This window comes from Alterinioella sp. B-7, from assembly GCF_056857775.1.
Map to the genome: position 1 here is coordinate 273531 of NZ_JBSXNT010000039.1, position 22895 is coordinate 296425.

General features: G+C 66.1%; 26 protein-coding genes. 16 read left to right on the top strand and 10 right to left on the bottom strand.

The window, feature by feature from the left end; genetic code table 11:
- Positions 1–42: 42 nt before the first annotated feature.
- The 4 genes from AC13C7_RS16270 to AC13C7_RS16285 all read right to left on the bottom strand — a co-directional run bounded on the left by AC13C7_RS16270 (position 43) and on the right by AC13C7_RS16285 (position 3835).
- Positions 43–933 carry an esterase-like activity of phytase family protein gene (locus AC13C7_RS16270; protein ID WP_482868093.1) on the bottom strand — a complete coding sequence of 297 codons (891 nt, stop codon included), beginning with the start codon at positions 931–933 and terminating at the stop codon, positions 43–45.
- Positions 906–1814, bottom strand: a complete 909-nt coding sequence (mepA, locus tag AC13C7_RS16275) for a penicillin-insensitive murein endopeptidase (RefSeq protein WP_482868094.1) — start codon at positions 1812–1814, stop codon at positions 906–908. The genes AC13C7_RS16270 and mepA overlap by 28 nt, the downstream gene beginning before the upstream one ends.
- Positions 1811–3184, bottom strand: a complete 1374-nt coding sequence (locus AC13C7_RS16280) for an MFS transporter (RefSeq protein ID WP_172318605.1) — start codon at positions 3182–3184, stop codon at positions 1811–1813. Before AC13C7_RS16280 ends, mepA begins: the two co-directional genes overlap by 4 nt.
- A 78-nt stretch (positions 3185–3262) precedes the next feature.
- Positions 3263–3835 carry an acyl-CoA thioesterase gene (locus AC13C7_RS16285; protein WP_172318603.1) on the bottom strand — a complete coding sequence of 191 codons (573 nt, stop codon included), beginning with the start codon at positions 3833–3835 and terminating at the stop codon, positions 3263–3265.
- A gap of 151 nt (positions 3836–3986) precedes the next feature.
- Here AC13C7_RS16285 and AC13C7_RS16290 point away from each other — a divergent pair, with 151 nt between their 5' ends.
- On the top strand, positions 3987–4274 hold the full coding sequence (locus tag AC13C7_RS16290; RefSeq protein WP_172318601.1) for a YggT family protein: 288 nt from the start codon (positions 3987–3989) through the stop codon (positions 4272–4274).
- Positions 4275–4407: 133 nt separating this feature from the next.
- On the opposite strand, the gene AC13C7_RS16295 is transcribed toward AC13C7_RS16290, so the two are convergent.
- Complete coding sequence (locus AC13C7_RS16295) at positions 4408–4638, bottom strand: peptide-methionine (S)-S-oxide reductase (protein ID WP_482868095.1); 231 nt, start codon at positions 4636–4638, stop codon at positions 4408–4410.
- Positions 4639–4801: 163 nt separating this feature from the next.
- Between AC13C7_RS16295 and AC13C7_RS16300 the strand changes: the two genes are divergently transcribed.
- From AC13C7_RS16300 to AC13C7_RS16315, 4 genes are all read left to right on the top strand, one after another.
- Positions 4802–5524, top strand: a complete 723-nt coding sequence (locus AC13C7_RS16300; protein ID WP_482868096.1) for a sulfotransferase-like domain-containing protein — start codon at positions 4802–4804, stop codon at positions 5522–5524.
- 97 nt (positions 5525–5621) lie between these two features.
- Positions 5622–6560 (top strand): Hint domain-containing protein, encoded by a 939-nt coding sequence (locus AC13C7_RS16305; RefSeq protein ID WP_482868097.1) that lies wholly within the window; start codon positions 5622–5624, stop codon positions 6558–6560.
- On the top strand, positions 6557–7072 hold the full coding sequence (locus tag AC13C7_RS16310; RefSeq protein WP_446117888.1) for a toxin-activating lysine-acyltransferase: 516 nt from the start codon (positions 6557–6559) through the stop codon (positions 7070–7072). Before AC13C7_RS16305 ends, AC13C7_RS16310 begins: the two co-directional genes overlap by 4 nt.
- Positions 7073–7189: 117 nt before the next feature.
- Positions 7190–7603, top strand: coding sequence for a DUF7282 domain-containing protein (locus AC13C7_RS16315; protein ID WP_172318591.1), 414 nt, complete (start codon positions 7190–7192; stop codon positions 7601–7603).
- A 57-nt stretch (positions 7604–7660) separates the two neighbouring features.
- On the opposite strand, the gene AC13C7_RS16320 is transcribed toward AC13C7_RS16315, so the two are convergent.
- The 3 genes from AC13C7_RS16320 to AC13C7_RS16330 all read right to left on the bottom strand — a co-directional run bounded on the left by AC13C7_RS16320 (position 7661) and on the right by AC13C7_RS16330 (position 9717).
- On the bottom strand, positions 7661–7948 hold the full coding sequence (locus AC13C7_RS16320; protein ID WP_172318589.1) for an SCP2 sterol-binding domain-containing protein: 288 nt from the start codon (positions 7946–7948) through the stop codon (positions 7661–7663).
- A gap of 84 nt (positions 7949–8032) precedes the next feature.
- Positions 8033–8494 carry a GNAT family N-acetyltransferase gene (locus AC13C7_RS16325; protein ID WP_482868098.1) on the bottom strand — a complete coding sequence of 154 codons (462 nt, stop codon included), beginning with the start codon at positions 8492–8494 and terminating at the stop codon, positions 8033–8035.
- On the bottom strand, positions 8494–9717 hold the full coding sequence (locus AC13C7_RS16330; protein WP_172318585.1) for an argininosuccinate synthase: 1224 nt from the start codon (positions 9715–9717) through the stop codon (positions 8494–8496). Before AC13C7_RS16330 ends, AC13C7_RS16325 begins: the two co-directional genes overlap by 1 nt.
- A 79-nt stretch (positions 9718–9796) precedes the next feature.
- Between AC13C7_RS16330 and AC13C7_RS16335 the strand changes: the two genes are divergently transcribed.
- Both AC13C7_RS16335 and ilvA read left to right on the top strand, forming a co-directional pair.
- A complete protein-coding gene (locus tag AC13C7_RS16335; protein WP_482868099.1) occupies positions 9797–10537 on the top strand; it encodes a hypothetical protein in 741 nt (246 codons plus the stop codon).
- A complete protein-coding gene (gene ilvA, locus AC13C7_RS16340; protein ID WP_482868100.1) occupies positions 10534–11781 on the top strand; it encodes a threonine ammonia-lyase IlvA in 1248 nt (415 codons plus the stop codon). Before AC13C7_RS16335 ends, ilvA begins: the two co-directional genes overlap by 4 nt.
- Positions 11782–11792: 11 nt before the next feature.
- Here the strand turns inward: ilvA and AC13C7_RS16345 are convergent, their stop codons facing one another.
- Positions 11793–12113: an Hpt domain-containing protein gene (locus AC13C7_RS16345; RefSeq protein ID WP_172318579.1), complete on the bottom strand. Its 321-nt coding sequence runs from the start codon at positions 12111–12113 to the stop codon at positions 11793–11795.
- 207 nt (positions 12114–12320) lie between these two features.
- On the opposite strand from AC13C7_RS16345, the gene AC13C7_RS16350 reads away from it, so the two are divergent.
- Positions 12321–13556 carry a PP2C family protein-serine/threonine phosphatase gene (locus AC13C7_RS16350; protein ID WP_482868101.1) on the top strand — a complete coding sequence of 412 codons (1236 nt, stop codon included), beginning with the start codon at positions 12321–12323 and terminating at the stop codon, positions 13554–13556.
- On the opposite strand, the gene AC13C7_RS16355 is transcribed toward AC13C7_RS16350, so the two are convergent.
- Positions 13534–13983 carry an NUDIX domain-containing protein gene (locus AC13C7_RS16355; RefSeq protein WP_482868102.1) on the bottom strand — a complete coding sequence of 150 codons (450 nt, stop codon included), beginning with the start codon at positions 13981–13983 and terminating at the stop codon, positions 13534–13536. The genes AC13C7_RS16350 and AC13C7_RS16355 overlap by 23 nt on opposite strands.
- Positions 13984–14076: 93 nt before the next feature.
- On the opposite strand from AC13C7_RS16355, the gene hslO reads away from it, so the two are divergent.
- From hslO to AC13C7_RS16395, 8 genes are read left to right on the top strand one after another with little or no spacing between them, the layout of a single operon-like run.
- The gene (gene hslO, locus AC13C7_RS16360) at positions 14077–15069 is read left to right on the top strand and encodes an Hsp33 family molecular chaperone HslO (RefSeq protein ID WP_482868103.1); all 993 of its coding nucleotides are present in this window, start codon (positions 14077–14079) and stop codon (positions 15067–15069) included.
- Positions 15062–15655: a CoA pyrophosphatase gene (locus AC13C7_RS16365; protein WP_482868440.1), complete on the top strand. Its 594-nt coding sequence runs from the start codon at positions 15062–15064 to the stop codon at positions 15653–15655. Before hslO ends, AC13C7_RS16365 begins: the two co-directional genes overlap by 8 nt.
- Positions 15652–16806, top strand: a complete 1155-nt coding sequence (locus tag AC13C7_RS16370) for a CCA tRNA nucleotidyltransferase (RefSeq protein ID WP_172318571.1) — start codon at positions 15652–15654, stop codon at positions 16804–16806. Before AC13C7_RS16365 ends, AC13C7_RS16370 begins: the two co-directional genes overlap by 4 nt.
- Positions 16807–16839: 33 nt before the next feature.
- Positions 16840–17418, top strand: a complete 579-nt coding sequence (locus tag AC13C7_RS16375; RefSeq protein ID WP_172318569.1) for a LysE family translocator — start codon at positions 16840–16842, stop codon at positions 17416–17418.
- Positions 17419–17465: 47 nt separating this feature from the next.
- Complete coding sequence (locus tag AC13C7_RS16380; protein WP_482868104.1) at positions 17466–19307, top strand: ABC transporter ATP-binding protein; 1842 nt, start codon at positions 17466–17468, stop codon at positions 19305–19307.
- Positions 19304–21139, top strand: coding sequence for an ABC transporter ATP-binding protein (locus AC13C7_RS16385; protein WP_446117897.1), 1836 nt, complete (start codon positions 19304–19306; stop codon positions 21137–21139). The genes AC13C7_RS16380 and AC13C7_RS16385 overlap by 4 nt, the downstream gene beginning before the upstream one ends.
- A gap of 12 nt (positions 21140–21151) precedes the next feature.
- Positions 21152–21574 carry a VOC family protein gene (locus AC13C7_RS16390; RefSeq protein ID WP_482868105.1) on the top strand — a complete coding sequence of 141 codons (423 nt, stop codon included), beginning with the start codon at positions 21152–21154 and terminating at the stop codon, positions 21572–21574.
- A 42-nt stretch (positions 21575–21616) separates the two neighbouring features.
- Positions 21617–22840 carry a class I SAM-dependent RNA methyltransferase gene (locus AC13C7_RS16395; protein WP_482868106.1) on the top strand — a complete coding sequence of 408 codons (1224 nt, stop codon included), beginning with the start codon at positions 21617–21619 and terminating at the stop codon, positions 22838–22840.
- Positions 22841–22895: the final 55 nt, after the last annotated feature.

The following is a 22895-nucleotide window of genomic DNA, read 5'->3' on the forward strand; positions in this document are numbered from 1 at the left end:
CAGCAACGCGGAGCGGATGCGGGGAGAACGCGGCCAATTCGCCTATTCCGCAAGGTAATATTCCACCACCTGTGTCGGCAGGAGCGGGCTGAAATTATCGTCCGAGACCATGCTGGCCACCAGCCGCCCCGCCGCGTCCCGCCAGAGGCTCAGGCCCTCCAGGTTGGAATGTTGCCCGGCGCGGGTCTGCAAGAGCACCTCGCCCCTTCCCAGGCCAGACTCCGTGATCTCGAAGCGCCGGATGCGGGTGGCGAAGCCGAAGAACAGGCTGAAATCCCGCTCCAGCAGGTAGAACCGCCCGCGATCGTCGAAATCCGCCCCCACGGCCAGGAAATCCCCCTCGCGGGGGAGGCTCAAATCCCCGTCCCAGGCGCCGTTTCGATAGCGGAAGACCGGGAAGGGGCGGGTCGTTTCGCCGGACCGTTCCGGCAGGGCATAGAGCGTGCCCTCCGCATCCACGGCCAGCGCCTCGAGCGAGGCGTTTTCCTGCAACCCGGCGAAATCGGGATGCGGCGGCAGCGGTTCCGAGGCCCCGCCGCCAATGTAACGCGCCACCCGGTGATCGCCCTCGAACGAGATGAAGAGCGTGCCGTCGGCCCGCATCGCCAGCCCCTCGCTGTCACGCGCCGCCCACGGCCCCCGCTGCCCGTCGCGGCCCGTCAACTCATCCGTGGTGAGCAGTGTCAGGCCGGTGATTTGCCCGCTCTCGTCCCGCGTCACGGTCGCGCGAAACAGGATCCCGCGATCCGAGACCGCGACCAGCGACCCGCCGTCCGCGGCCATTTCGACGCCCGACAGACCGCCCCATTGCGGATGATCCACCCGCAGCGTCAGCGCGCCGATCAGCCGTGCCTCCTGCGCCCAAGCCGGTGCGCCGAGACAGGTCAGCGCGACCAGCGCGGCGCTTAGCCGTCGGCCAGAACGGCGGTGCATTGCGCGGGCAGGTCGCCAAGGGTGATTTCACGGCGCGGCTCGGGCGGCGGTGCGTCCGGGTCGGGCGGCTGCGGCGGCGGCGGGTTCAGGATATTGGCCTGCCATTCACGCGCCTCCGCGCAGCCGTCACCGGGCGGCGGCGGGGTCTGATCCTCGCACCCCGGTGAGCCCGCCGGGCATCTCAGCCGGACATGGAAATGGGAATAATGCCCGTACCAGGGCCGGATCTGGCGCAGGTAATCGCGGTTGCCGGTCTCGTTGTCGCACATCCAGACCTTGGCACCGGGAAACAGGAAGATGCGCGACACGCGCGGATCGCTGGCCGCCTCGCGCAGGATCGCCCAATGCTGCTCTGTCCAGGCATCGTTGACATAGGCCCCCTCGGCCCGCCGCAACGAGACCGAGGAGACAGTCTCGCGTTCCGCCGCGCTCAGGTTCAGCCGGTCGGGCGGCAGCATCCAGATATCGGCATCCATCCCGATCTGGTGGCTGGCATGGCCCGTCACCGGCCCGCCGCGCGGCTGGCTGATGTCGCCGACATAAAGCCCCTCCCACCCCGGTTGCGTGGCGGCAAAGCGCGACAGATCCTGCAGAAACTCCACCATCGCGGGATGCGCCCAGTTGCGGTTGCGTGACAGCCGCATCGCCTGCCATGTCGGACCGGTTTCGGGCAGCTGCGCGGCCCCCGCCAGACAGCCGCGCGCATAGCCGCCAAGGGCCTGCCCGCGCCCCTCGCTGGCATCCGGCACATAGCCGAACAATTCGCGCGCCGGACGGCTATCGGCCTGCCGCACGGCGACATAGCCCGCCGATTCCTCGCCCCCCGGACCGCAGGACGCCAGCAGCGTCACCGCGAAAAGTCCCAGAACTCCCCGGATCATGTTCTTGCCCCCTCTCCGCGCGGATTGACCCAGATTAGCATGATCAGCCCGATTCCGAACAGCACGATCAGCGGCGTCACCCCGAGCCTCTGGTTGTTGGTGATGTCCGTCGTCATCCCGATCAGCCACGGCGCCAGGAAGGTCGTCGCCTTGCCCGACAGCGCGTAAAGTCCGAAAGCCTCGGTCATGCGCGCCGGATTGGCCTGCCGCGTCAGCATGTTGCGGCTGGCAGATTGCACCGCGCCGCCCGCCGCCCCGATCAGCAGCCCGGCCAGGTAGAAGAGCTGATCGGGCAGGCTCGATCCTTCCTCGACCGCCATTCCGAAAACGGCCTCGGGGCTGAGGCCGACGATCAGGCAGGCGGTGAAGATCAGCGTGACACAGCACACCACGATCACCGGCATCGGCCCGAATTTGCGATCCGCATGGCCGCCGACCCAGGCAAAGACCGCGCCCGAGATCGCGGCCAGGATACCGAAGATCCCCACCTCCATGATCGACCAGTCCAGCACGCCAAGCGCGTAGATGCCGCCGAAGGTATACATCCCGTTCAGCGCATCGCGGTAGAACATCGAACTGCCCAGATAGGCCAGCAGGCTGGGATGGCTCGGCAACCCCTTCAGCGTCCGCCCCAGGTCGCGCAGGCCCTGCCCGATCCGGTAATGCGCACCGTCATGCGGCGGCGCCTCGCGCACCCAGAGGAAGAAGGGGATCATGAAGACCGCATACCACAGGCCCGTCAGCGGCCCGACGATGCGCGTATCTTCCCCGGCTCCCGGATCGAGCCCGAAGAGAGGCTCCAGCCCCACCATGGTCAGCCCGTTATCGCCCGCCTGGAACAGGGCCAGCATGATCACCAGCGCCAGCACACCGCCGACATAGCCGAACCCCCATCCCGAGCCCGAGATGCGGCCAAGCTCCTCGCGCGGCCCGAGGCTCGGCAGGAAAGAATTGGTGAAGATCGTGGCGAACTCCATCCCGATCAGGCCCATGCCGAAAAAGACCAGCGCCCAGAAGACCGAGAAATCCTGCGGCACCGTGTACCAGCAGCCGAAGGCCCCCACGACATACATGACCGAGAAGATCCAGACCCAGGGCATGCGCCGCCCGGAACTGTCCGCGACACTGCCCAGGATCGGCGCAAGGATGGCGATGATCACGCCGGTCAGCGCCAGGCCGTAGCCCCACAGCGCCTGCGCCTCGGCCTCGGCGGCCTGTTCGGACATGCCATTCGCCATCAGGGCGGCGGCGGCGGTCTGCCCGAAATAGGGGCCAAAGATGAAGGTCAGCATCAGGGTGTTGTAGGGTTGGCTGGCCCAATCGAAGAAGAACCAGCCCCAGATGCGTTTTTTCTGTGAGATTTCGGCCATGTGCCCCCCGCCCGATCATTGCGGGGCATCCTTGGGGCATTCGGGCCGTTTGGCAATGGGAAAGGGCGCGCGTCGGCCTTACCCGGCCAGACGCCGGGGCGCTTCCGCCTCGGTCTCGTCCTCGCGGACCGGCGGCCAGGGCCGCAGGTTATCCGCCGCGATCCAGGCGCGCACCCATTGCGGCATCTTCGGGCGCGGCCCTTCATGACCCAGGGCCTCCATCAGGCGGTCGGCGGGTACGATCCCGCCCTTGTCCGTCACCGCCGCGCGATAGACGATCTGGTTGCAGCAGGTCTGCCCCCGCCACATGCTCTGTTCGAGGTAGAAGAACCGGTCGTCCCAGCCGACCAGGCGGCTGTGCATCTCGACCTTTTCGAACACCCGCACCCGCGACCGGTAGCGCACCGAGGCCCCGGCCATGGTCATGCCCCAGCCCTTCTCGCGCAGGACACGCAGCAGTCCGGCGCGCCGGGCCCCCGGCACGCGGCCAAGGTCATAGATGGTCAGGGTGCGCCCGTTATTGAGCTCAAGGAACATGTCCAGATCCCAGGGCCAGCAGCGGTGATGGCTGACATGGGTGTCCGTGGGCGCGATCGGCGGGGCGTTGCGGGTAACGAGCAGCTGGTAGGCAAGGCGGAGAAAGGGATACATGGCGCTAACGCGAAAATGGACTGTCAGACCTGTTACGTGGGGCCGATGACCTCATGGTCAACCTCTGCCGTCACGTCACTCCCTTGCCAAGCCCGTCCGCCCCGCTTACCTGTGCAGCCGGTCATGTCCCCAAGCCCCGGAAAGCGCGCCCATGTATTCGATCTACCAGATTCTCCTGATGCTGCTCCAGGTCGCCAAGTTCATCATCCTGGCCCATATCATCATGAGCTGGCTGATCACCTTCGGCGTGCTGAACATGCGCCAGCCCGTGGTGGTGCAGATCTGGACCGGGCTGAACAGGTTGCTCGAGCCGGTCTATGGCCCGATCCGCCGCACCCTGCCGAACATGGGCGGCATCGACCTGGCGCCGCTCATCGTGATCCTGGGCATCTTCGCCGCCGAGATCGTGCTGCGCAACAACGTGGCCGTGTTCCTCTAAGGCCCGAGTCGGCCATCACACACAATCGCGCTTCCCTTTCATTTTGCTGAAAATACCTCGGGGAGCGCGAGGGGTTGACCCCTCGCATCGGTCGGATTGCGCAGCAATTCGAACCCATGAAGAAATCACGCCCTCAATGATCGCCCGCAACCGGCACGGCATCGCCCCAGAGCTCGGCCACCACCCCGACCACACCCGGCACCGATTCGAAATCGCTCTCGACGCACCAGAAACAGCCGCCCGCGACGGCCGTGCCGCGTATCTCCCCGGCATGGGCGCGGCTGCCATGGACAATGACGCCGAGCACGATGGCAAGGCCCAGCGCGGTTGTCCTGACCTTCTCTTTGATGCGAATGCGCGGCATGACGAACCTCCCTTTTCAGCGTTCTCGCCCCATCCTGCGGGCGGCGCATCTTGAAACACAATGCAATCCCGTGTGAGATCACGCGCGGGTGATCCAACGCGAGGACGCGGGCCACCCGCGTATGCACGGGGGGTGCATCGGGGGGTGTACAGGGGGGTGCATCATGAAAATCGCCATGTGGAGCGGGCCGAGGAACCTTTCGACCGCGATGATGTATGCCTTCGCCGCACGCGGCGATTGCGCGGTCTGGGACGAGCCTTTCTACGCCGCCTATCTCAAGGAAAGCGGCTCGGATCACCCCTTGGCGGACGAGATCATCGCCGCCCATGAAAGCGACCCCGACAAGGTCGCCGCGCGCTGCGCCGGGCCGGTGCCCGAGGGCAAAAAGCATCATTATATGAAACAGATGCCGCATCACATGCTGGACGGATTCCCGATGGATTGGGCCGCGAACTGCACCCATGTCCACCTGATCCGCCACCCCGCCCGCGTCATCGCCTCCTATGGTGCGAAACGGGGCAACGCGACGCTGGAAGACCTCGGATTTCCGCAACAGGTGGCGCTTTTCGACCGGCTCGGCGGCATCGTCATCGACAGCCATGACATCCGCGCCAACCCACGGAAAATGCTGCGAAAACTCTGCGCCGCAATCGGTCTCGACTTCACCGATCGGATGCTGGAATGGCCCGCCGGTGGCCACGCCAGCGACGGCATCTGGGCGAAGCACTGGTATGGCGCGATCCATGCCAGCACGGGCTTTGCCGGAGCCGAGGGCGCGCTGCCGGACCTGACCGGCGCGGATGCTGCCCTCCTGGCCCGCGCCATGCCCTGCTACGACCACCTGCGCCGCCACGCGCTGCTTTCCGCCGCACCAGACCCCGTTTGACGCCGGTTGCCTTTCAAACGCCAGATTTCTGTGATGAACTGCCCCCAACGACCGCGAAATCGCGGCACTCGTGCAGTCGAAGACTTACAGGCGTATCATGGGTTACAATATTGCAGATGTCAGTGGCAACGCCACCGGCGGCCCCAATGATTGGGGCCTCACGCTCGATCTGAGCGATCCCTCCGCGACCACGATCAGCGGCGATTTCGACGTCGTCTCGCTCACCTCCGGCAACAGCCAGGGCGAAGCGACCGGCGGCTACAGCTTTTCCGCCCTCAATACAACGGCTTGGGGCACGCTCAGCTTCAACACGGTGACGGGCGAATACACCTTCACCGTGGATCGTTCGGCAGTCATCCAGTCTGGCAGCGACCAGGTGGTCAGCTTCACCATCGTGGGCACGAGCGGCGGCAATTCCGACGATGACACGGTCACGATCAACATCCTGATCTGTGTCGCGCGCGGCACCATGATCGACACGCCCGGGGGCCCGGTGGCCGTTGAAACCCTGGCCACGGGCGATCTTGTCCGCACCCTGGACGGCCCGCCGCAGCGGGTGCGCTGGATCGGCTCGCGCAGGCTGGACCGCGCGGCGCTTGCTGCCGACCCCAGCCTGCGCCCGGTTCGCATCGCACAGGATGCTTTCGGCCCCGCACGGCCCGCCCGCGACCTTGTGGTTTCACCGCAGCACCGGATCTACCTGGATGACTGGCGCGCCGACCTGCTGTTCGGCGAGGCGCAGGTGCTTGCCCCCGCCAAGGGGCTGGTCAACGATCACTCGATCCGCGTCGATACCCAGGCGGAGGAGGTCGAATATTTCCACCTGCTCTTCGACAATCACGAGGTCATCTACACCGAGAACACCCCCACCGAGAGCTTCCATCCCGGCGATTACACGCTCTGCGGCCTCGAAGACGACGTGCGCGAGGAACTGTTCGCCCTCTTCCCCACCCTGCAATCGGACGCAGACCGCCCGCCCGTCACCCGCCCCGCCCTCAAGGTCTGGGAGGCGGCGATGCTGGCGGACGCGTCATGAACGCCAGGACCGACACCACCGGCGCAACGCTGCCGCCACTGGAACGCCCCTCGCGCGACAAGCTGGGGGTTTATGGCGATGTGATGTTCCTGGCCTTCCGGTCACCACGCCACACGCGGATGCAGGTCAGCCTGCTGCGGACCTATTTCGAACCGGCGATCGAGCTTGGCCAGTTTCGTATCTTCCGGTTCGACGACGTGCCGCGCGGCATGTTCACCTGGGGCTGGCTGAACGGCGAGGCCGAGGAAAAGCTGATCACCGGCGAGGCGCTTGAGCCGGAGGATTGGCAATCGGGCGACCGTCTGTGGATCATCGACCTGATCGCGCCCTATAAGGGGCTGACCGCCTCGATGGTGCGCTGGATCATGCAGCGCGGCAATTTCAGCGAGGATCAGTTCTGGTTCCGCCGCGTCGCCGACGACAACAGCACCAGCCGCATCGTCCATATCGACTTTGACCGCACACGGCTGTCGCGCGTCATGGGCGAGGAGGAGTTTCTGCGCGGGCACTGACGCGCGCGCCAAGGCCAAAAAAAAATCCGGCGCCGGTGAAACTCTCTCCGCGGGTCTTTCGTGACTGCCTGTATCGCACGCCCTGAATGCGTGCCTAACAGACACGGGAGATCAACCATGAAGACCATTATCGCAACCACCGCCCTTTGCCTGTCCGCCGCCGCAGCCTTCGCCGCGGCCCACGCAATGGCGCCCGCCGTCACCGCGTCGGATCAGGATACCTCGGGCGGCACCGTTTCCGCCGATAGCGTGATCGCGCCCGCCAATGGCTGGCTGGTCGTCCACCGCACCGACGCAGAGATGGCCCCCGGCCCCGTCGTCGGCCACGCGCCGCTTGGCGAAGGCGAAAACATGGATGTCACCGCGATCCTGACCGAGGACGTTGCCTCGGGCGACATGCTGATGCTGATGGTTCACGGCGAGGATGGCGGCATGTCGACCGGCGTTTTCGAGTATACACTCGGCGCCTCGGAAGACGGCCCGATCCGTCAGGACGGCGACCTTGTGATGGCCACGATCACGGCCGAATAAGCCCCCACCCTGGTTCGGCTGTCTTGGCCCGCGCCGTCGTCCCGGCGCGGGCCTTTTTCATGCCTTCAGAAGCTGCCCCAGTTTCAGCGCGACGGTTGCATCGCCCGAAACCTTCAGCTTGCCCATCATCACGCCCGTCATCGGGTTGAGCTTGCCGAAGATCAGCTTTTGCAGGTTCTCGCGGCTGATGCTCAGGGTGCAGTCGGTCGGTGCATCCTCAAGCGACACGGTCTTGTCGGCGATGACGATCACGCCATCCGCGCCGCAATCGAATTTCAGGCTGTCGGTAAAGCTGCTGGTGGACAGGCCGCGCCCGATCAGCGCGGATATTTCGGTAAGGGTCATGGGTGGCATGGGCTTCCTTCGCGGGGTTGCATCAGTGAGCGCCGCGCGCGGCCCCGCGTCAATGATGACGTTGCGGCGAAGGGCTCACAGGTCGCGCGACAGGACGATCTCATCCTCGATGATCTTGCCCGTCCGCCGGAACCCTGCCGCCTCATACATGGCGATAGCGCTGTTATCGGCCTGCACCACCGACAGGGCAATGCGCGGCAGGCCCCAGTCGCGGCCCTGCCCGATGGCCAGGTCCAGCGCGGCACGGCCATGGCCCTTGCCCTGATACTCCGCCCCGATCATCAGCCGCCAGATATAGGCGGCATCGGGGTCTTCGCCCTCTTCCATGCCGCCCGCCTCATGCGGGTGGATCATGGCCATGAGACCAACGGCAGTGTCGCCCTCCCAGAGGCCCCAGACATACCCACCCGCCTCATAGGCCGCCTGCGCCAATGTGATCTCGTTCGGCGCGACCAGACCCGCCTGATCCTCGGCCACCTTCAGCCGGAAGAGCGCGCGCAGGTGGTCCTTCTCGACCCTGCGGCGCTCCAGCGCCATCACTCCACCCGCCGCTTGCGGGCCGCCAGCAGTTTCAGGCGCAGCGCGTTCAACTGGATGAAGCCCGCCGCGTCCTTCTGGTCATAGGCGCCCGCGTCATCCTCAAACGTCACATGCGCCTCGGAATAGAGCGAGTAGTCGGACCAGCGGCCCACGGTGCGCGCCTGCCCCTTGTAGAGCTTGAGCCGCACCGTGCCGGTCACGTAAGCTTGGCTCGCGTCGATCGCGGCTTGCAGCATCTCGCGCTCGGGGCTGAACCAGAAGCCGTTATAGATCAGCTCGGCGTATTTCGGCATCAGCTCATCCTTCAGATGCATCGCGCCGCGATCCATGGTGATGCTCTCGATCCCGCGATGCGCCTCAAGCAGCAACGTGCCGCCCGGCGTCTCATAGATGCCGCGTGACTTCATGCCGACAAAGCGCCCCTCGACCAGGTCCAGCCGCCCGCAGCCATGCTTGCCGCCAAGCTCGTTCAGCTTGGTGAGGATCGTCGCGGGGCTCATCGCCTCGCCGTTGATGCTGACGGCATCGCCCTTCTCGAACCCGATCTCGACATATTCGGGGGTGTCGGGCGCGTCCTCGGGATGCACGGTGCGCTGATAGACGTAATCGGGCGCATCGACGGCGGGGTCTTCCAGCACCTTGCCCTCCGACGAGGTGTGCAGAAGGTTCGCATCGACGGAAAACGGCGCCTCGCCGCGCTTGTCCTTGGCAATGGGGATCTGGTTCTTCTCGGCGAAATCCAGCAGCTTGGTGCGGCTGGACAGGTCCCATTCCCGCCACGGCGCGATCACCTTGATATCGGGGTTGAGCGCATAGGCCGCCAGTTCGAACCGCACCTGGTCATTGCCCTTGCCGGTCGCGCCATGCGCCACCGCGTCGGCGCCGTGTTCAGCGGCCAGTTCCACCAACCGCTTGGAGATCAGCGGCCGCGCGATGGAGGTGCCGAGCAGGTACTGCCCTTCATAAACCGCATTGGCGCGGAACATCGGGAAGACGAAATCGCGCACGAATTCCTCGCGCACATCCTCGATATGGATATTCTCGCGCTTGATCCCCAGAAGCTCGGCTTTCTCGCGCGCCGGATCAAGCTCCTCGCCCTGGCCCAGATCGGCGGTGAAGGTAATGACCTCGCAGCCATATTCCGTCTGCAGCCATTTCAGGATGATCGACGTATCGAGACCACCGGAATAGGCAAGGACGACTTTCTTGGGCGCGGACATTTCAGGCACTCCGGGAATATGAGATTGACCGCGCGGGCGATACCGGGTTTTCAGGGGGGAAGCAAGGAGGGCGACGGCGATGGATGATGGCTACAAGATGTTGCAGCACGTGGTGCGGCAGGTGTTCGGCAACCTCGGGCAGGCGGTTCGGCTGACCCTGTTCCTGACGGCGGCCCCGATGCTGGTGCTGGTCTGGCTTTCGGCGCAGACGGTGCCGGGGCCCGACGGAATTCCGATGCCGGAATATCCCGGTTTCATATTCCTGGTCTCGATCCTCAACCTGATCCTCTCGGCCTGGGCCGCGGTCGGCTGGCACCGTTTTGTCCTGCGCGAGGAATACGGGGCCGGCATCGTGCCGCAATGGCACGGGCAGAACGTGAAATCCTATATCGGGCGGCTGATCATCCTGGTGCTGGTGATGATCCTGATCGTTCTGGCCATCGGCATCGCGTCCGGGGCCTTGATCCTGGCCACGCAATCGGTGCTGGTGATCTGGTTCGTCGCCATCGGTATCGCGATGGGCATTTCCTGGGTCGCGGTGCGGATCGGGCTGATCCTGCCCGCCGCCGCATTGGGCGAGAAGATGCGGATCGCGGAATCCTGGCAGGCGACCAAGCCCGTCTCGACCGATATCCTGGTGCCGATCGTGATCATCGCCATTTCCATCACTGTCCTCAGCGGCGCGGTCGAGGCGATCTTCGGCAGCACGCTGGTCGGGCTGGTGCTGGTGGCCGGGGTCTACTGGATCCAGATCCTGCTGAACCTGTCGCTGATGACAACCGTCTACGGAATGCAGATCGAGGGCCGGTCCCTGTCATGACGGGGTTCGCCGGAAATGTGCGCCGCGCCACGGACGCGATGCGCGACCTCTTTCCGCCCACGCCGCTTCTGCGCAACGCCTTCCTGTCGGAGAGGTTCGGGGCCGGGATCTGGCTCAAGCGCGAGGATCTGTCGCCGGTGCGCAGCTACAAGATCCGTGGTGCCTTCAACGCGATATCCAAGCATCTGGCCGCGCATCCCGATCAGGACAGCTTTGTCTGCGCCAGTGCGGGGAACCACGCGCAGGGGGTGGCCTATGTCTGCCGCCACCTGAACCGGCATGGCACCATCTTCATGCCGGTCACGACACCCAAACAGAAGATCGCCAAAACGCAGGTCTTCGGCGGCGACGCCATCGAGATCCGGCTGGTCGGTGACTATTTCGACGACACGCTGGCCGCCGCGCAGGCGTTCTGCGCCACCAGCGGCGCGCATTTTCTGTCGCCCTTCGACGATCTCGACGTGATGGAAGGGCAAGCCTCGGTCGCGGTGGAACTGATCGAACAGCTGGGGTCCGCCCCGGACCGTCTGGTGCTGCCGGTCGGCGGCGGCGGGCTGTCCTCGGGCGTCACCGCCTACCTGGCCGGGATCGGCGCGCCCACGCGGCTGAAGCTGGTGGAGCCTGCGGGCGGGGCCAGCCTGAGCGCGGCGCTCAAGGCGGGCGAACCCGTCACCCTGCCGCGCGTCGACAATTTCGTCGATGGCGCGGCCGTGGCCCGGATCGGCGACGCGCCCTTCGAGGTCTTGCGCCAGACCGATCCCGGCGATGTGCTGATCGCGCCCGAAAACCGCATCTGCGTCACCATCCAGGAGATGCTGAATATCGAGGGCATCGTGCTGGAACCGGCAGGCGCGCTGACCATCGACGCGCTGGTTGATCTGGGCGCGGTGATCCAGGGCCAGACCATCGTCTGCGTCACCTCGGGCGGGAATTTCGATTTCGAGCGCCTGCCAGAGGTCGCGGAACGCGCGATGCGCTATCGGGGGGTAAAGAAATACTTCATCCTGCGCCTGCCGCAACGCCCCGGCGCGCTCAAGGATTTTCTGGCGCTTCTGGGGCCGGATCAGGATATCGCCCGGTTCGAGTATCTCAAGAAATCGGCGCGCAATTTCGGCTCGGTCCTGATCGGGATCGAATCCGGCGCGCCGGAGAGCTTCGACACGCTGTTCGCGCAGATGACCGAGCGCGGCTTTGCCTATCGCGACATCACCGAAGATGAGGTTCTGGCGGAGTTCATGATATAGGCCGCCAGCCCCTACGCCGCCTGCGCGGGCAGATCATCCGCCGCCGCCTCGACCGAGGTATGGAAGAGCGCGACGAGCGCCGCTATATCGACCGCGTCCCCCGCCTGGCACTGTTTTTCCGCCTCGCTGCAGGCCGCGGCGAACCCGGCAAACCCCAGGTTGGAGGCTGATCCGCGCAGCCCGTGAAACGCCGCGGGCGTCACCAGGAGGGGGTTCGCGGCCAGCGCATCGAGGGTTTCGGTCATTTCCTCCAGGAAAATCTCGGCCACCTCCTCAAAATCCTCGTCGCCGATCTCATGCTTCAATTCGGCCAATCGGGCTCGATCAATCATGTCACCCTCCTAATGTATCGCCGCCCACCAAGGCGCAGCCTAGGGTTGCATAGCTTAACAGGGCCTTGCCGCGACAGCGGTGTTTGGTTCGGATTTTATCATTCACGAGGGCTTAAGACATATCGGGCAACAAGAACCGACATGGTAGTCAAAGGGCCAGACGTGCCGGACGATGCGATTCAGATCAGACCCGTAGACCGGCCGCCCATGCAGGCGGATCCGGCGCATGTGCTGGTGCTGGATGACAGTCGCGCGCAACGGCGCCTACTGGCCACGCTCTTGCGCAGATGGGGCCATCCCGTCACCGTCTGCGAAACCCCCGGCGACGCGCTTGAGGCGCTGACCGATCAATCCATCTCCATCATCCTAACCGACTGGATGATGCCCGGCATGACCGGCCCCGAATTTACTCGTGCCTTCCGCCGAACCCCGCGCGAAGGCTATGCCTATGTCATCTTGCTCACCTCCAAGTCCGAAAAGGCCGAGATTGCGCATGGCCTGGATGCGGGGGCCGATGATTTCGTGTCCAAGCCCGTCGATCCGCATGAGTTGCGCGCCCGGATGCGGGCCGGGATCCGCATCATCGAGATGCAGCGCGAACTGGTCTGGCAGAACCAGCGCGTGCGCAGCACCCTGGCCGAGATCCGGGGGCTCTATGACGCGCTGGACCGCGACCTGCTGGAGGCGAAACGCCTGCAGGACACGCTGGTGCGGGAACGGTTCCGGCAATTCGACACCGGCTCGATCGCGCTGACGCTGCGTTCCAGCGGCCATGTCGGCGGCGATCTGATCGGGTTCTTTCCCATCGACGCGGCCCGCATCGGCCTCTTTTCGCTGGACGTCTCGGGCCATGGCGTGACCTCGGCGCTGCTGGCGGCGCGCATGGCGGCTCTTCTGGGAACGGCGGCACCGGAGCAGAACGTCGCAATGGTGCAGAAACGCGGCGGGGCCTGGGACGCGCTGCCACCCGACCGGGTCGCCGCCAAGCTGAACCGCATGATGTTCGAGGAGATCGAGACCGACCTCTATTTCACCCTCGCGCTGGCCTATCTGGACCTGACCACGGGCGCCGTCCAGATGGTGCAGGCGGGCCATCCGCATCCGGCGGTCCTGCGCCCGGATGGCGCGGTGACCTGGGTCGGGGAAGGCGGGATGCCCATCGGCCTGCTGGAAGAGGCGCAGTTCGACAGCGTCACCTTCCACCTTGAACCCGGCGACCGGCTGATGCTCTATTCCGACGGCATCACCGAATGCGAGAACCGCGCGGGCGAGGAATTTGGCGAGGATGGGCTGGCGGCCCTCCTGCGCCGGACCGCCGAGGATCAGGGCGAGGCGTTGCTGGAGACCATCGTCACGGCTGTGCAGGACTTTGCCGGTCGGACCGAATTTGCCGACGATGTCTCGCTGGTCGCGTTCGATTTCACAGGCCCATCCGCCGCCTGACCTGCGCCACGAAATACCGGTCGCCCTCGACGCCAAGCCTCTCTTCCGCGACATGCCAGGGCAGGAAGACGGGGATATGGCCGGGTTCGGACGGCACCGTCACGCAAGGGCCGATCTGCGCCAGGTAGACATGGCATTGCTTCTGCGCCCAGATCTCGTAATCCGGCATATAGGTGAACCGGTGGAACATGCCCAACCGGCGCGGGGCGTGGATGCGGTATCCGGTCTCCTCCAGCACCTCGCGATGCAGGGCGCGCACCGCGCTTTCGCCGGGGTCGACGCCACCACCGGGCAGTTGCAGCTCGGGCGTCGGACGCTCCTGGAACGTCGCCAGAATCCCATCGCCCGCCAGCACGATCGCATAGGCCCCCATGCGGGGGCAGTAGTAGCGGTCTGGGTCCGGTTTGGGGCCGAAGCGGCGGTTCATCTCGGGCGTGTCTTGTCAGGCTCGGGGTTGGCAAGGCGCTTGCCCCGCATATATGGGCGCGGTATGCCAGCGCGCGCCGCGGAAGGAAAGCCGATGACCACAGCCATGAAACTCGCCTGGGACGATACCGTCCTGCCGTTCCAGCTGGACCGGTCCGACATTCGTGGCCGGGTCGCGCGGCTGGACGGCACCATCGACCAGATCCTGTCGCAGCACGACTATCCGCGCGGCGTCGAAAGCATGGTCGCCGAGATGGCGCTGCTGACGGCCCTCATCGGCCAGACCATCAAGCTGCGCTGGAAACTGTCCCTGCAAGTGCGCGGCGACGGCCCGCTGCGCATCCTGGCGACCGATATCTATGCCCCGTCTGAACCCGGCGGCAAGGCGCGGATCCGGGGCTATGCCAGCTATGACGCCGAGACCTTCGATGCGGATGCGGACCCGTTTGCCCAGATCGGCAAGGGGTATTTCGCGATCCTGATCGACCAGGGCAAGGGGATGGAGCCCTACCAGGGCATCACGCCGCTGTCGGGTGGCTCGCTGGCCGCCTGCTCCGAGGCCTATTTCGCCCAATCCGAGCAACTGCCGACCCGCTTTGCGCTGTCCTATGGCCACAGCTCGGAACCCGGCGGAGTCACCGGCTGGCGTGCGGGCGGCGTGATGCTGCAACACATGCCCAAGGCCAGCCCCCATGTGACCGGTGAAGGCGGCTCGGGCGAGGCCGGGTTGCTGACGGCGGAAGATATCCTGACCGACGATGAATCCGAGAACTGGACCCGCGCCAACCTGCTGCTGGACACGGTCGAGGATCTGGAGCTGATCGGGCCGAGCGTCGCGCCGACCGACCTGCTGCTGCGCCTCTTTCACGAGGAAGGCCCGCGCGTCTTCGACGCGCTGCCGGTCCAGTTCGGCTGCACCTGTTCGGCCGATCGCGTGCGCCAGTCGATGTCGATCTATTCGGCCAAGGACATCGGCCACATGACCACGGATGAGGGCACGGTCACCGCCGATTGCCAGTTCTGCGGCGCGCATTACGTGTTCGACCCGAAAACGCTCGGCTTCGAGGCGGAGAATCCCGCTGACTGACCTGGCCCGCATAACCGAGGTGCTGTCGGGGCCTGCCCCGGCCTCCTCGGATTATGACCTGAATCCGGACGTGCTGCTGCCCGCGGGGCGCAAGCTGCGGCAGGCGGCGGTGCTGATGGCGGTCATGGGCGAGGGGGCAGAGGCGCGGGTGATCCTGACGCAACGCGCCTCGACCCTGAAGCACCATCCCGGCCAGATCGCCTTTCCCGGCGGCAAGATCGACGCAAGCGATGCGGATGCGACCGCCGCCGCCCTGCGCGAGGCGTGGGAGGAGGTGGGGCTGGACCCCGCCAATGTCGACATCCTCGGCCCCCTGCCGCCCCATGAAACAGTGACCAGCTACACCGTCACCCCCATCGTGGGCCGGGTCCGCGCACCGTTTGAACCGGTTTCCGAACCCGGTGAAGTGGCCGAGGTCTTCACCGTGCCGCTCACCTTCCTGATGACGCCCGCGAATTACCGGGTCGAGAAACGCCGCTGGCAGGGCAAGTGGCGGGCCTATTACGTGGTGCCCTATGGCCCCTATTACATCTGGGGCGCGACCGCGCGAATGCTGAAGGGCCTCGCTGATCGGGTGGGATCATGAAGTTGGAGGCGGATTGGTTGACCCGTCCCGCGACTCAGGCGCTCTGCGCGGCGCTTGAGGGGGCGGGGTTTCACGCGCTCTTCGTGGGCGGTTGCGTGCGCGACGGAATCATCGGGCGGAGCGTCTCGGATATCGACATCGCCACCGATGCGCGGCCCGAACGGGTGATGGGGGTCACGCAGGCGGCCGGCATGAAACCCGTCCCGACCGGCATCGACCACGGCACCGTGACGGTTGTGGCCGGGGGCTTTCCGCATGAGGTCACCACCTTCCGCCGCGACGTCGAGACCGATGGCCGCCGCGCGGTTGTCGCCTTCTCGGAGAGGGTCGAGGAAGACGCCGAGCGCCGCGATTTCACCATCAACGCGCTCTATGCCGATGCCCGCGGGCAAGTGCTGGACCCGCTTGGCCAGGGCCTGCCCGACCTTGAGGCGCGCCGGGTGCGCTTTATCGGCGATCCACGTGACCGGATCGAGGAAGACTACCTGCGCATCCTGCGCTTCTTCCGCTTCCACGCCCATTATGCCGATCCCGCCGGAGGGTTGGACGCCGAGGGCCTCGCAGCCTGCGCCGGGATGGCCGAGGGGCTGGACGGGTTGTCGCGCGAACGGGTGGGGGCCGAGATGGTCAAGCTGCTGTCCGCCCCCGATCCCGCGCCAGCCGTCGCCGCGATGACGCAGGCGGGTATCCTGGCGCGCGTGTTGCCGGGGGCGGATGCGACCGCGCTGCCGGTGCTGGTGCATCTGGAGGGTCAACATGGGCTGTCTCCCGACCCGGTCCGGCGACTGGCGTTGATCGGGGGAGAGAACGCGACGGACGCGCTGCGCCTCAGCAAATCGCAGGCATCGTGCATCGCCAACCGCCGCGCGCGGATCGGGGATGTGGCGGGCGCGGGCGCGCTTGGCTATCACCTCGGCGACCAGGCGGGGCGCGACGTGGTGCTGTTGCGCGCGGCCCTGTTCGGAACCGGTGTGACGCAGGCCGATCTGGACGCCGTCGCACATGGTGCCGCGCAGACCCTGCCGATCCGCGCCGCCGATCTACAGGCCAAGGGGCTCTCTGGCCCCGCACTGGGGGAAGCCCTGCGCGCGGCGGAGGCACGCTGGATCGCCTCGGGCTTTACCCTCACCAAACCCGATTTGCTGGCTTGACAGAGTAGCCCCCGCGCCCTCCATGTCGCGCGCATGGATCCGCTCTATCCCTTTGTCTTTGCCGGGCTGTTTTCCCCCGGTCCCAATGTCATCCTGATCACCGCCTCGGGCGCGCGGTTCGGCTTTCGCGCCACCCTGCCCCATGTCGCGGGCGTGGCCTTTGGCGTGGGCATCACGGCGGGGCTGACCGGGCTTGGTATCGGCGCGCTGCTGGCGGCGCGTCCGGGGCTGACCCTGACCCTCAAGATTGCCGCTGCGGCGTGGATCCTGTTCATGGCCTGGCAATTGCTGAACGCCTCGCGGCTGAAGGCGAAGCGGTCGCGCGAGCGCCCCTTCACCTTCATCGAAGCGGTCTTGTTCCAGTGGGTCAATCCCAAGGTCTGGGCCGTGGCGATGGCGGCGGCGGCGGGCTATGGCGCGGGGCTTGGGCCTTGGGTGGACGCGCAGCGTCTTGCCAGTGCCTTCTCGGGCCTCAACCTCTTCGTCTGCCTGTTCTGGAGCTTCGCCGGCACGCTGCTGGCGCTGCTGCTGACCACACCGGCAGCCTGGGCCGTTTTCCGCACCGTGATGGCCACCGCCCTCGCCGCCTCGGCCCTCATGGTCTTCCTGTAGCACGCGCGCTATATCTTCCGTCTGAACCCCAATTCCTGGTCAGCCCCATGTTTCGTTTCTTCGAAAATATGGTCGATCCCTTCACCGACTACGCGGAAGAGGATCAGCCCCCGCGCAAGATCGGCCCGTTTCTCTGGGCCTATTCGCAGCCGTTCAAGAAGGTCTTTGCGCTCACCGCGCTCATGTCTGTCGTGGTGGCGGCGCTGGAGCTGTGGCTGATCGCCTATATGGGCCGCCTGGTCGACATCCTGAGCGGCCTCAGCCCGGACACCGTGTTGTCGGAATACGGGTGGGAATTGCTGGCCGTCGCCATCTTCATCCTGTTCATCCGGCCAATCATCCAATGGCTGGACGTGGCCCTTCTGAACAATGCGATCATCGTCAATTTCGGCACGCTGATCCGCTGGCGCGCGCATCGCCATGTGCTGCGCCAATCCGTGGGCTGGTTCGAGAACGACTTTGCCGGACGGCTGGCCAACCGGATCATGCAGACGCCGCCCGCCGCGGGGGACGCCATTTTCCAGGTCTTCGACGCGATCACCTTTTCGCTGGCCTACCTGGTGGGGGCTGCCCTGCTGCTCTTCGATGCGGATCCGCGCCTCGTGATCCCGCTGCTGGTCTGGTTCGTCCTCTACGCGATCCTTGTCCGCTGGACGATGATCCGCGTCGGCCCCGCCTCCAAGGCCAGTTCCGACGCGCGCTCGGAGGTCACAGGGCGGGTGGTCGACAGCTACACCAATATCCATTCGGTCAAGCTCTTCGCGCATCACGATGATGAGCTGAATTACGCCCGCGAAGCCATCGAGCACACCCGCCGCACCTTCGCCAACGAGATGCGCATCTACACGACGATGGATGTCGCCCTGACCGCGCTGAACGGCTTTCTGGTCGTGGCCGTCGTCGGGTGGGGCGTGTGGCTGTGGATGCAGGGCACGGCCAGCGTCGGCATCGTCGCCGCCGCCACCGCGCTGACGCTGCGGCTGAATGCGATGACCGGCTGGTTCATGTGGGCGCTCAGCACCTTCTTCCGCTCTCTCGGCGTCGTGTCCGAGGGGATGGAGACCATCGCGCAACCCATTGAGCTGATCGACCGGCCCGGAGCCTTTGAACTTGACCTGACCAAGGGCGAGATTGAGATCAGCGGCCTCAGCCACCATTACGGGCGTGAAAGCGGAGGCCTTCAGAACCTCAACCTGACCATTGCGGCAGGCGAAAAGGTCGGCGTCATCGGGCGCTCCGGCGCGGGGAAATCCACGCTGGTGAAACTGCTCTTGCGCTTCTACGACGCCGAGACCGGACGCATCCTGATCGACGGGCAGGACATCGCGGAGGTGACGCAGGACAGCCTGCGCCGTCAGATCGGCATGGTCCAGCAGGACAGCTCGCTTTTGCATCGCTCGGTGCGTGAAAACATCCTCTACGGTCGCCCCGACGCGAGTGAAGCGGAGATGATCGACGCCGCCAAGCGGGCCGAGGCGCATGATTTCATCCTCGATCTGGCCGACCCCGAGGGGCGGCAGGGATATGACGCGCAGGTCGGCGAACGCGGCGTGAAACTGTCGGGCGGGCAACGGCAGCGCGTGACGCTGGCGCGCGTGATCCTGAAGGACGCGCCGATCCTTGTGCTGGACGAGGCGACAAGCGCGCTGGACTCTGAGGTCGAAGCCGCCATTCAGGACACGCTTTACGGCGTGATGGAGGGCAAGACCGTGATCGCCATCGCGCATCGCCTGTCCACCATCGCCCATATGGACCGGATCGTCGTGCTGGAGGATGGCCGCGTGGCCGAGGAAGGCACGCATGCGGAGCTTTTGGCGCAGAACGGCCTCTATGCCGGGTTCTGGGCGCGGCAATCGGGCGGGTTCATCGGCACCGAGGCCGCCGAATGAACCGCCTCGCCAACCTCATCGACGCCTTCCGCCCGGCGGATGGCCCGCCCCCCGACACGCTCGGCGCGTTCATCTACTGGTGCCTCAAGGGGGCGTGGCCGGTCTTGATCATGGCGGGGCTGGTCTCGGCCATCGCGGGCATTTCCGAGGTTCTGTCGGCGCTGCTCCTGGGTCTCATCATCGACGCCGCCAGCACCGGCCAGCCCGACACGATATTTCAGGCCGAATGGCCCCTCCTTCTGGCCGCGCTCGGGTTCTTCTTGGCTCTGCGCCCGCTGGCCTTCGCGGCGTCATCCGCGGCCTCGGCGCTGGTGGTGCAGCCCAATGTGCATGTGCTGGTTCTGGCGCGGCTCAACCGGCACACGCTTGGCCAGGCGGTGACCTTCTTCGACAACGATTTCGCTGGCCGCATCGCGCAGAAACAGATGCAGACCTCGGGCGCGGTCACCAATGTGGTGGTGGAATTCGTCAATGTCGTCGCCTTCGCGCTGGCCTCGCTCATCGGCTCGTTGATCCTGCTGATCTCGATCGACATGCGGATGGCCGTGGCGCTGGTCGTCTGGCTCGCGGCCTATTTCGCGCTCATCCGCTGGTTCATGCCGCGTGTGCGCAAACTGTCCAAGGCGCGGGCGGGCAGCCGTGCCGCCGTGTCCGGGCAGGTCGTGGACACGATCACCAATATCAAGACCGTCAAGCTCTTCGCGCATCACGATTTCGAGGATCGCTCGGCCCTCGATGCGATGGCCAATTTCCGTCAGAAGGCAATCGGGTTCGGGCGCATCTCGGCCCTCTTCCGGCTCTCGCTGATGACGGTGGCGGGCGCGCTGCCGGTGATCCTGATTGGCGGCACGCTCTGGCTCTGGTCGCTCGGTCTCGCCTCGACGGGCGAGATCGCGACCACCGGGGCCATTGCCATCCGCATCGCGCAGATGACGGGTTGGGTCAGTTTCGTGCTGATGGCGATCTATTCCCATATCGGCGAGATCGAGGACGGGATGCACACGCTCTCGCCCGCCCATGCCCTGACCGACCGTGACAGCGCGCTGGAGGTCGAGCGGGCCAAGGGACGCATCCGCTTCGATGAGGTAAGCTTCGCCTATGGCGGCGATACGGGCGGCATTGTCGATCTGTCGCTGGACGTGAAACCGGGTGAGAAACTGGGCATCGTCGGGGCGTCGGGCGCGGGCAAGTCCACCCTCGTGGCGCTGCTGCTCAGGCTCTACGACACCGAGGGCGGGCGCGTGATGCTGGACGAGACGGATGTGCGCGACCTGACGCAGGAAAGCCTGCGCCGCCAGATCTCGATGGTCACGCAGGAAACCGCGATGTTCAACCGCTCGGCGCGTGACAACATCCTTTATGGCCGTCCGGGGGCGAGTGAGGACGAGATGATCGACGCCGCCCGCCGGGCCGAGGCGCATGAGTTCATCCTGGACCTTCGCGACCATACCGGGCGGCGCGGCTATGACGCCCATCTTGGCGAACGCGGCGTGAAACTCTCGGGTGGACAGCGCCAGCGCATTGCCCTGGCCCGCGCGTTCCTGAAGGATGCGCCGGTGCTGGTGCTGGACGAGGCGACATCGGCGCTGGACAGCGAGGTCGAGGCCGCGATCCAGGACACGCTGGCGCAGGTGATGGAGGGCAAGACCGTCATCGCCATCGCGCACCGCCTGTCCACGATCTCCGCCATGGACCGGATCGTGGTGATGGATGCAGGCCGCATCGTCGAGGACGGCACGCATGACGAATTGCTGGCGCGGAACGGCCTTTACGCGCGCTACTGGAACCGGCAATCAGGCGGCTTCATCGGGATTGACGAGGCCGCCGAATAGGAGCGTGAGGCGATGGATCTGGAAACAATCTCAGCCGAGGCGTTCGGGCGCAGCCTGACAGGGCTCGGCGTCAACCTGCTGAGCCCGGATGTGGGGGCGTTGGCCAGGTTCCTGACCGAGGTTCTCGGCCTCACCGCGCATCACGTGTCGGAGGATTTTGCCATCGTCCGGCATGGGCAGATGATGATGCAGCTGCACGCCGACGCCACCTATGGTGCGCATCCCCTGCTTGGGCTGGTGCCGGAAACGCCGCCGCGCGGGTCCGGCTTGCAACTCTACCTCTTCGGGATCGACCCCGACGCCGCCATCGCAAGGGCCGAAGCGCGCGGCGATGTGGTGCTGGAGCCCGTTCGAGACAAGCCGCACGGGCTGCGCGAGGGCACCGTGCTCAGCCCCGAAGGCTATGCCTTCAGCCCCGCGATCCCAAGCGGTTGAACCATCTTTCGCGCGCGCCGGTTTGCAGATATGGCGGGGGCCATGACGGATCACGTAATCGAGCGGCTCGGCCACAAGGGCGACGGTATTACCGGCGACGGCCTGCGGGCCGCACTGACGCTACCGGGCGAGGTCGTATCCGGCGCGCCCGAGAATGGCCGCATCACCGACCCGCGCATCGTGGCCCCCTCGCCCGACCGCGTCCGCGCGCCCTGCGCCCATTTCCGCAGTTGCGGCGGCTGCGCGTTGCAACACGCCTCGGATGATTTCGTGGCCCGCTGGAAGGCGCAGGTGGTCGAAACGGCGCTTGCCGCGCAGGGCATTGTCGCGCCCTTCCGCCCCATCCACACGTCACCGCCGCGCACCCGCCGTCGCGCCACGCTGGCCGGACGGCGCACCAAGAAGGGCGCGCTGGTCGGCTTTCACGCCCGCCGTTCGGACACCATCGTGCCGATCACGGAATGCCACGTGCTGCATCCCGATCTTCTGGCGCGGGTCCCGGTGTTGGAGGAAGTCACCCGCCTTGGTGCCTCGCGCAACGCGGTGTTGGGTTTTGCCCTGACCCGGTCCGATGCCGGCGTCGATTGCGCCGTCACCGGGGGCAAACCGCTGGATGAGGCGCTGCGCCTTGCCCTGCCCCGCTTCGTGCCGCATTTCGCGCGGCTCACCTGGGGGGATGAGACCGTCTTCACCGCCAACCCGCCCGCGCAGCGTTTCGGCCCCGCGCAGGTGATCCCGCCACCGGGGGCCTTCCTGCAAGCCACCCCGGATGGTGAGGCCGCGCTGGTCGCAGCCGTGCAGGAGGCCGTGGGCGAGCCGCGTCATGTCGCCGACCTCTTCGCCGGGTGCGGCACCTTCACCCTGCCGCTGGCGCAAACCGCCGCCGTTCATGCCGTCGAAGGGGCCGCCGACCTGACCGAGGCGCTCGACCACGCCACGCGCCACGCGACGGGGTTGAAACCGATCACGTTTGAAACCCGCGACCTCTTCCGCCGCCCGCTCCTGCCCGATGAGCTGACCCGCTTTGATGCGGTCCTCCTCGACCCGCCCCGCGCCGGGGCCGAGGCACAGGTGGCGCAGATCGCCGAGGCTGGCGTGCCGCGCATCGCCTATGCCTCCTGCAACCCGGTGACGTTCGCCCGCGACGCCAGGGCGCTTTGCGATGCGGGCTACCGGTTCGACTGGGTGCAGGTCGTCGACCAGTTCCGCTGGAGCCCACATGTGGAGCTTGCGGCCAGCCTGTCCCGAGCATCTTCATTTTGCTGAAAATACCTTGGGGGTGTGGGGGTGAAACCCCCACGGATCGGCGCGCCGAAGGCGC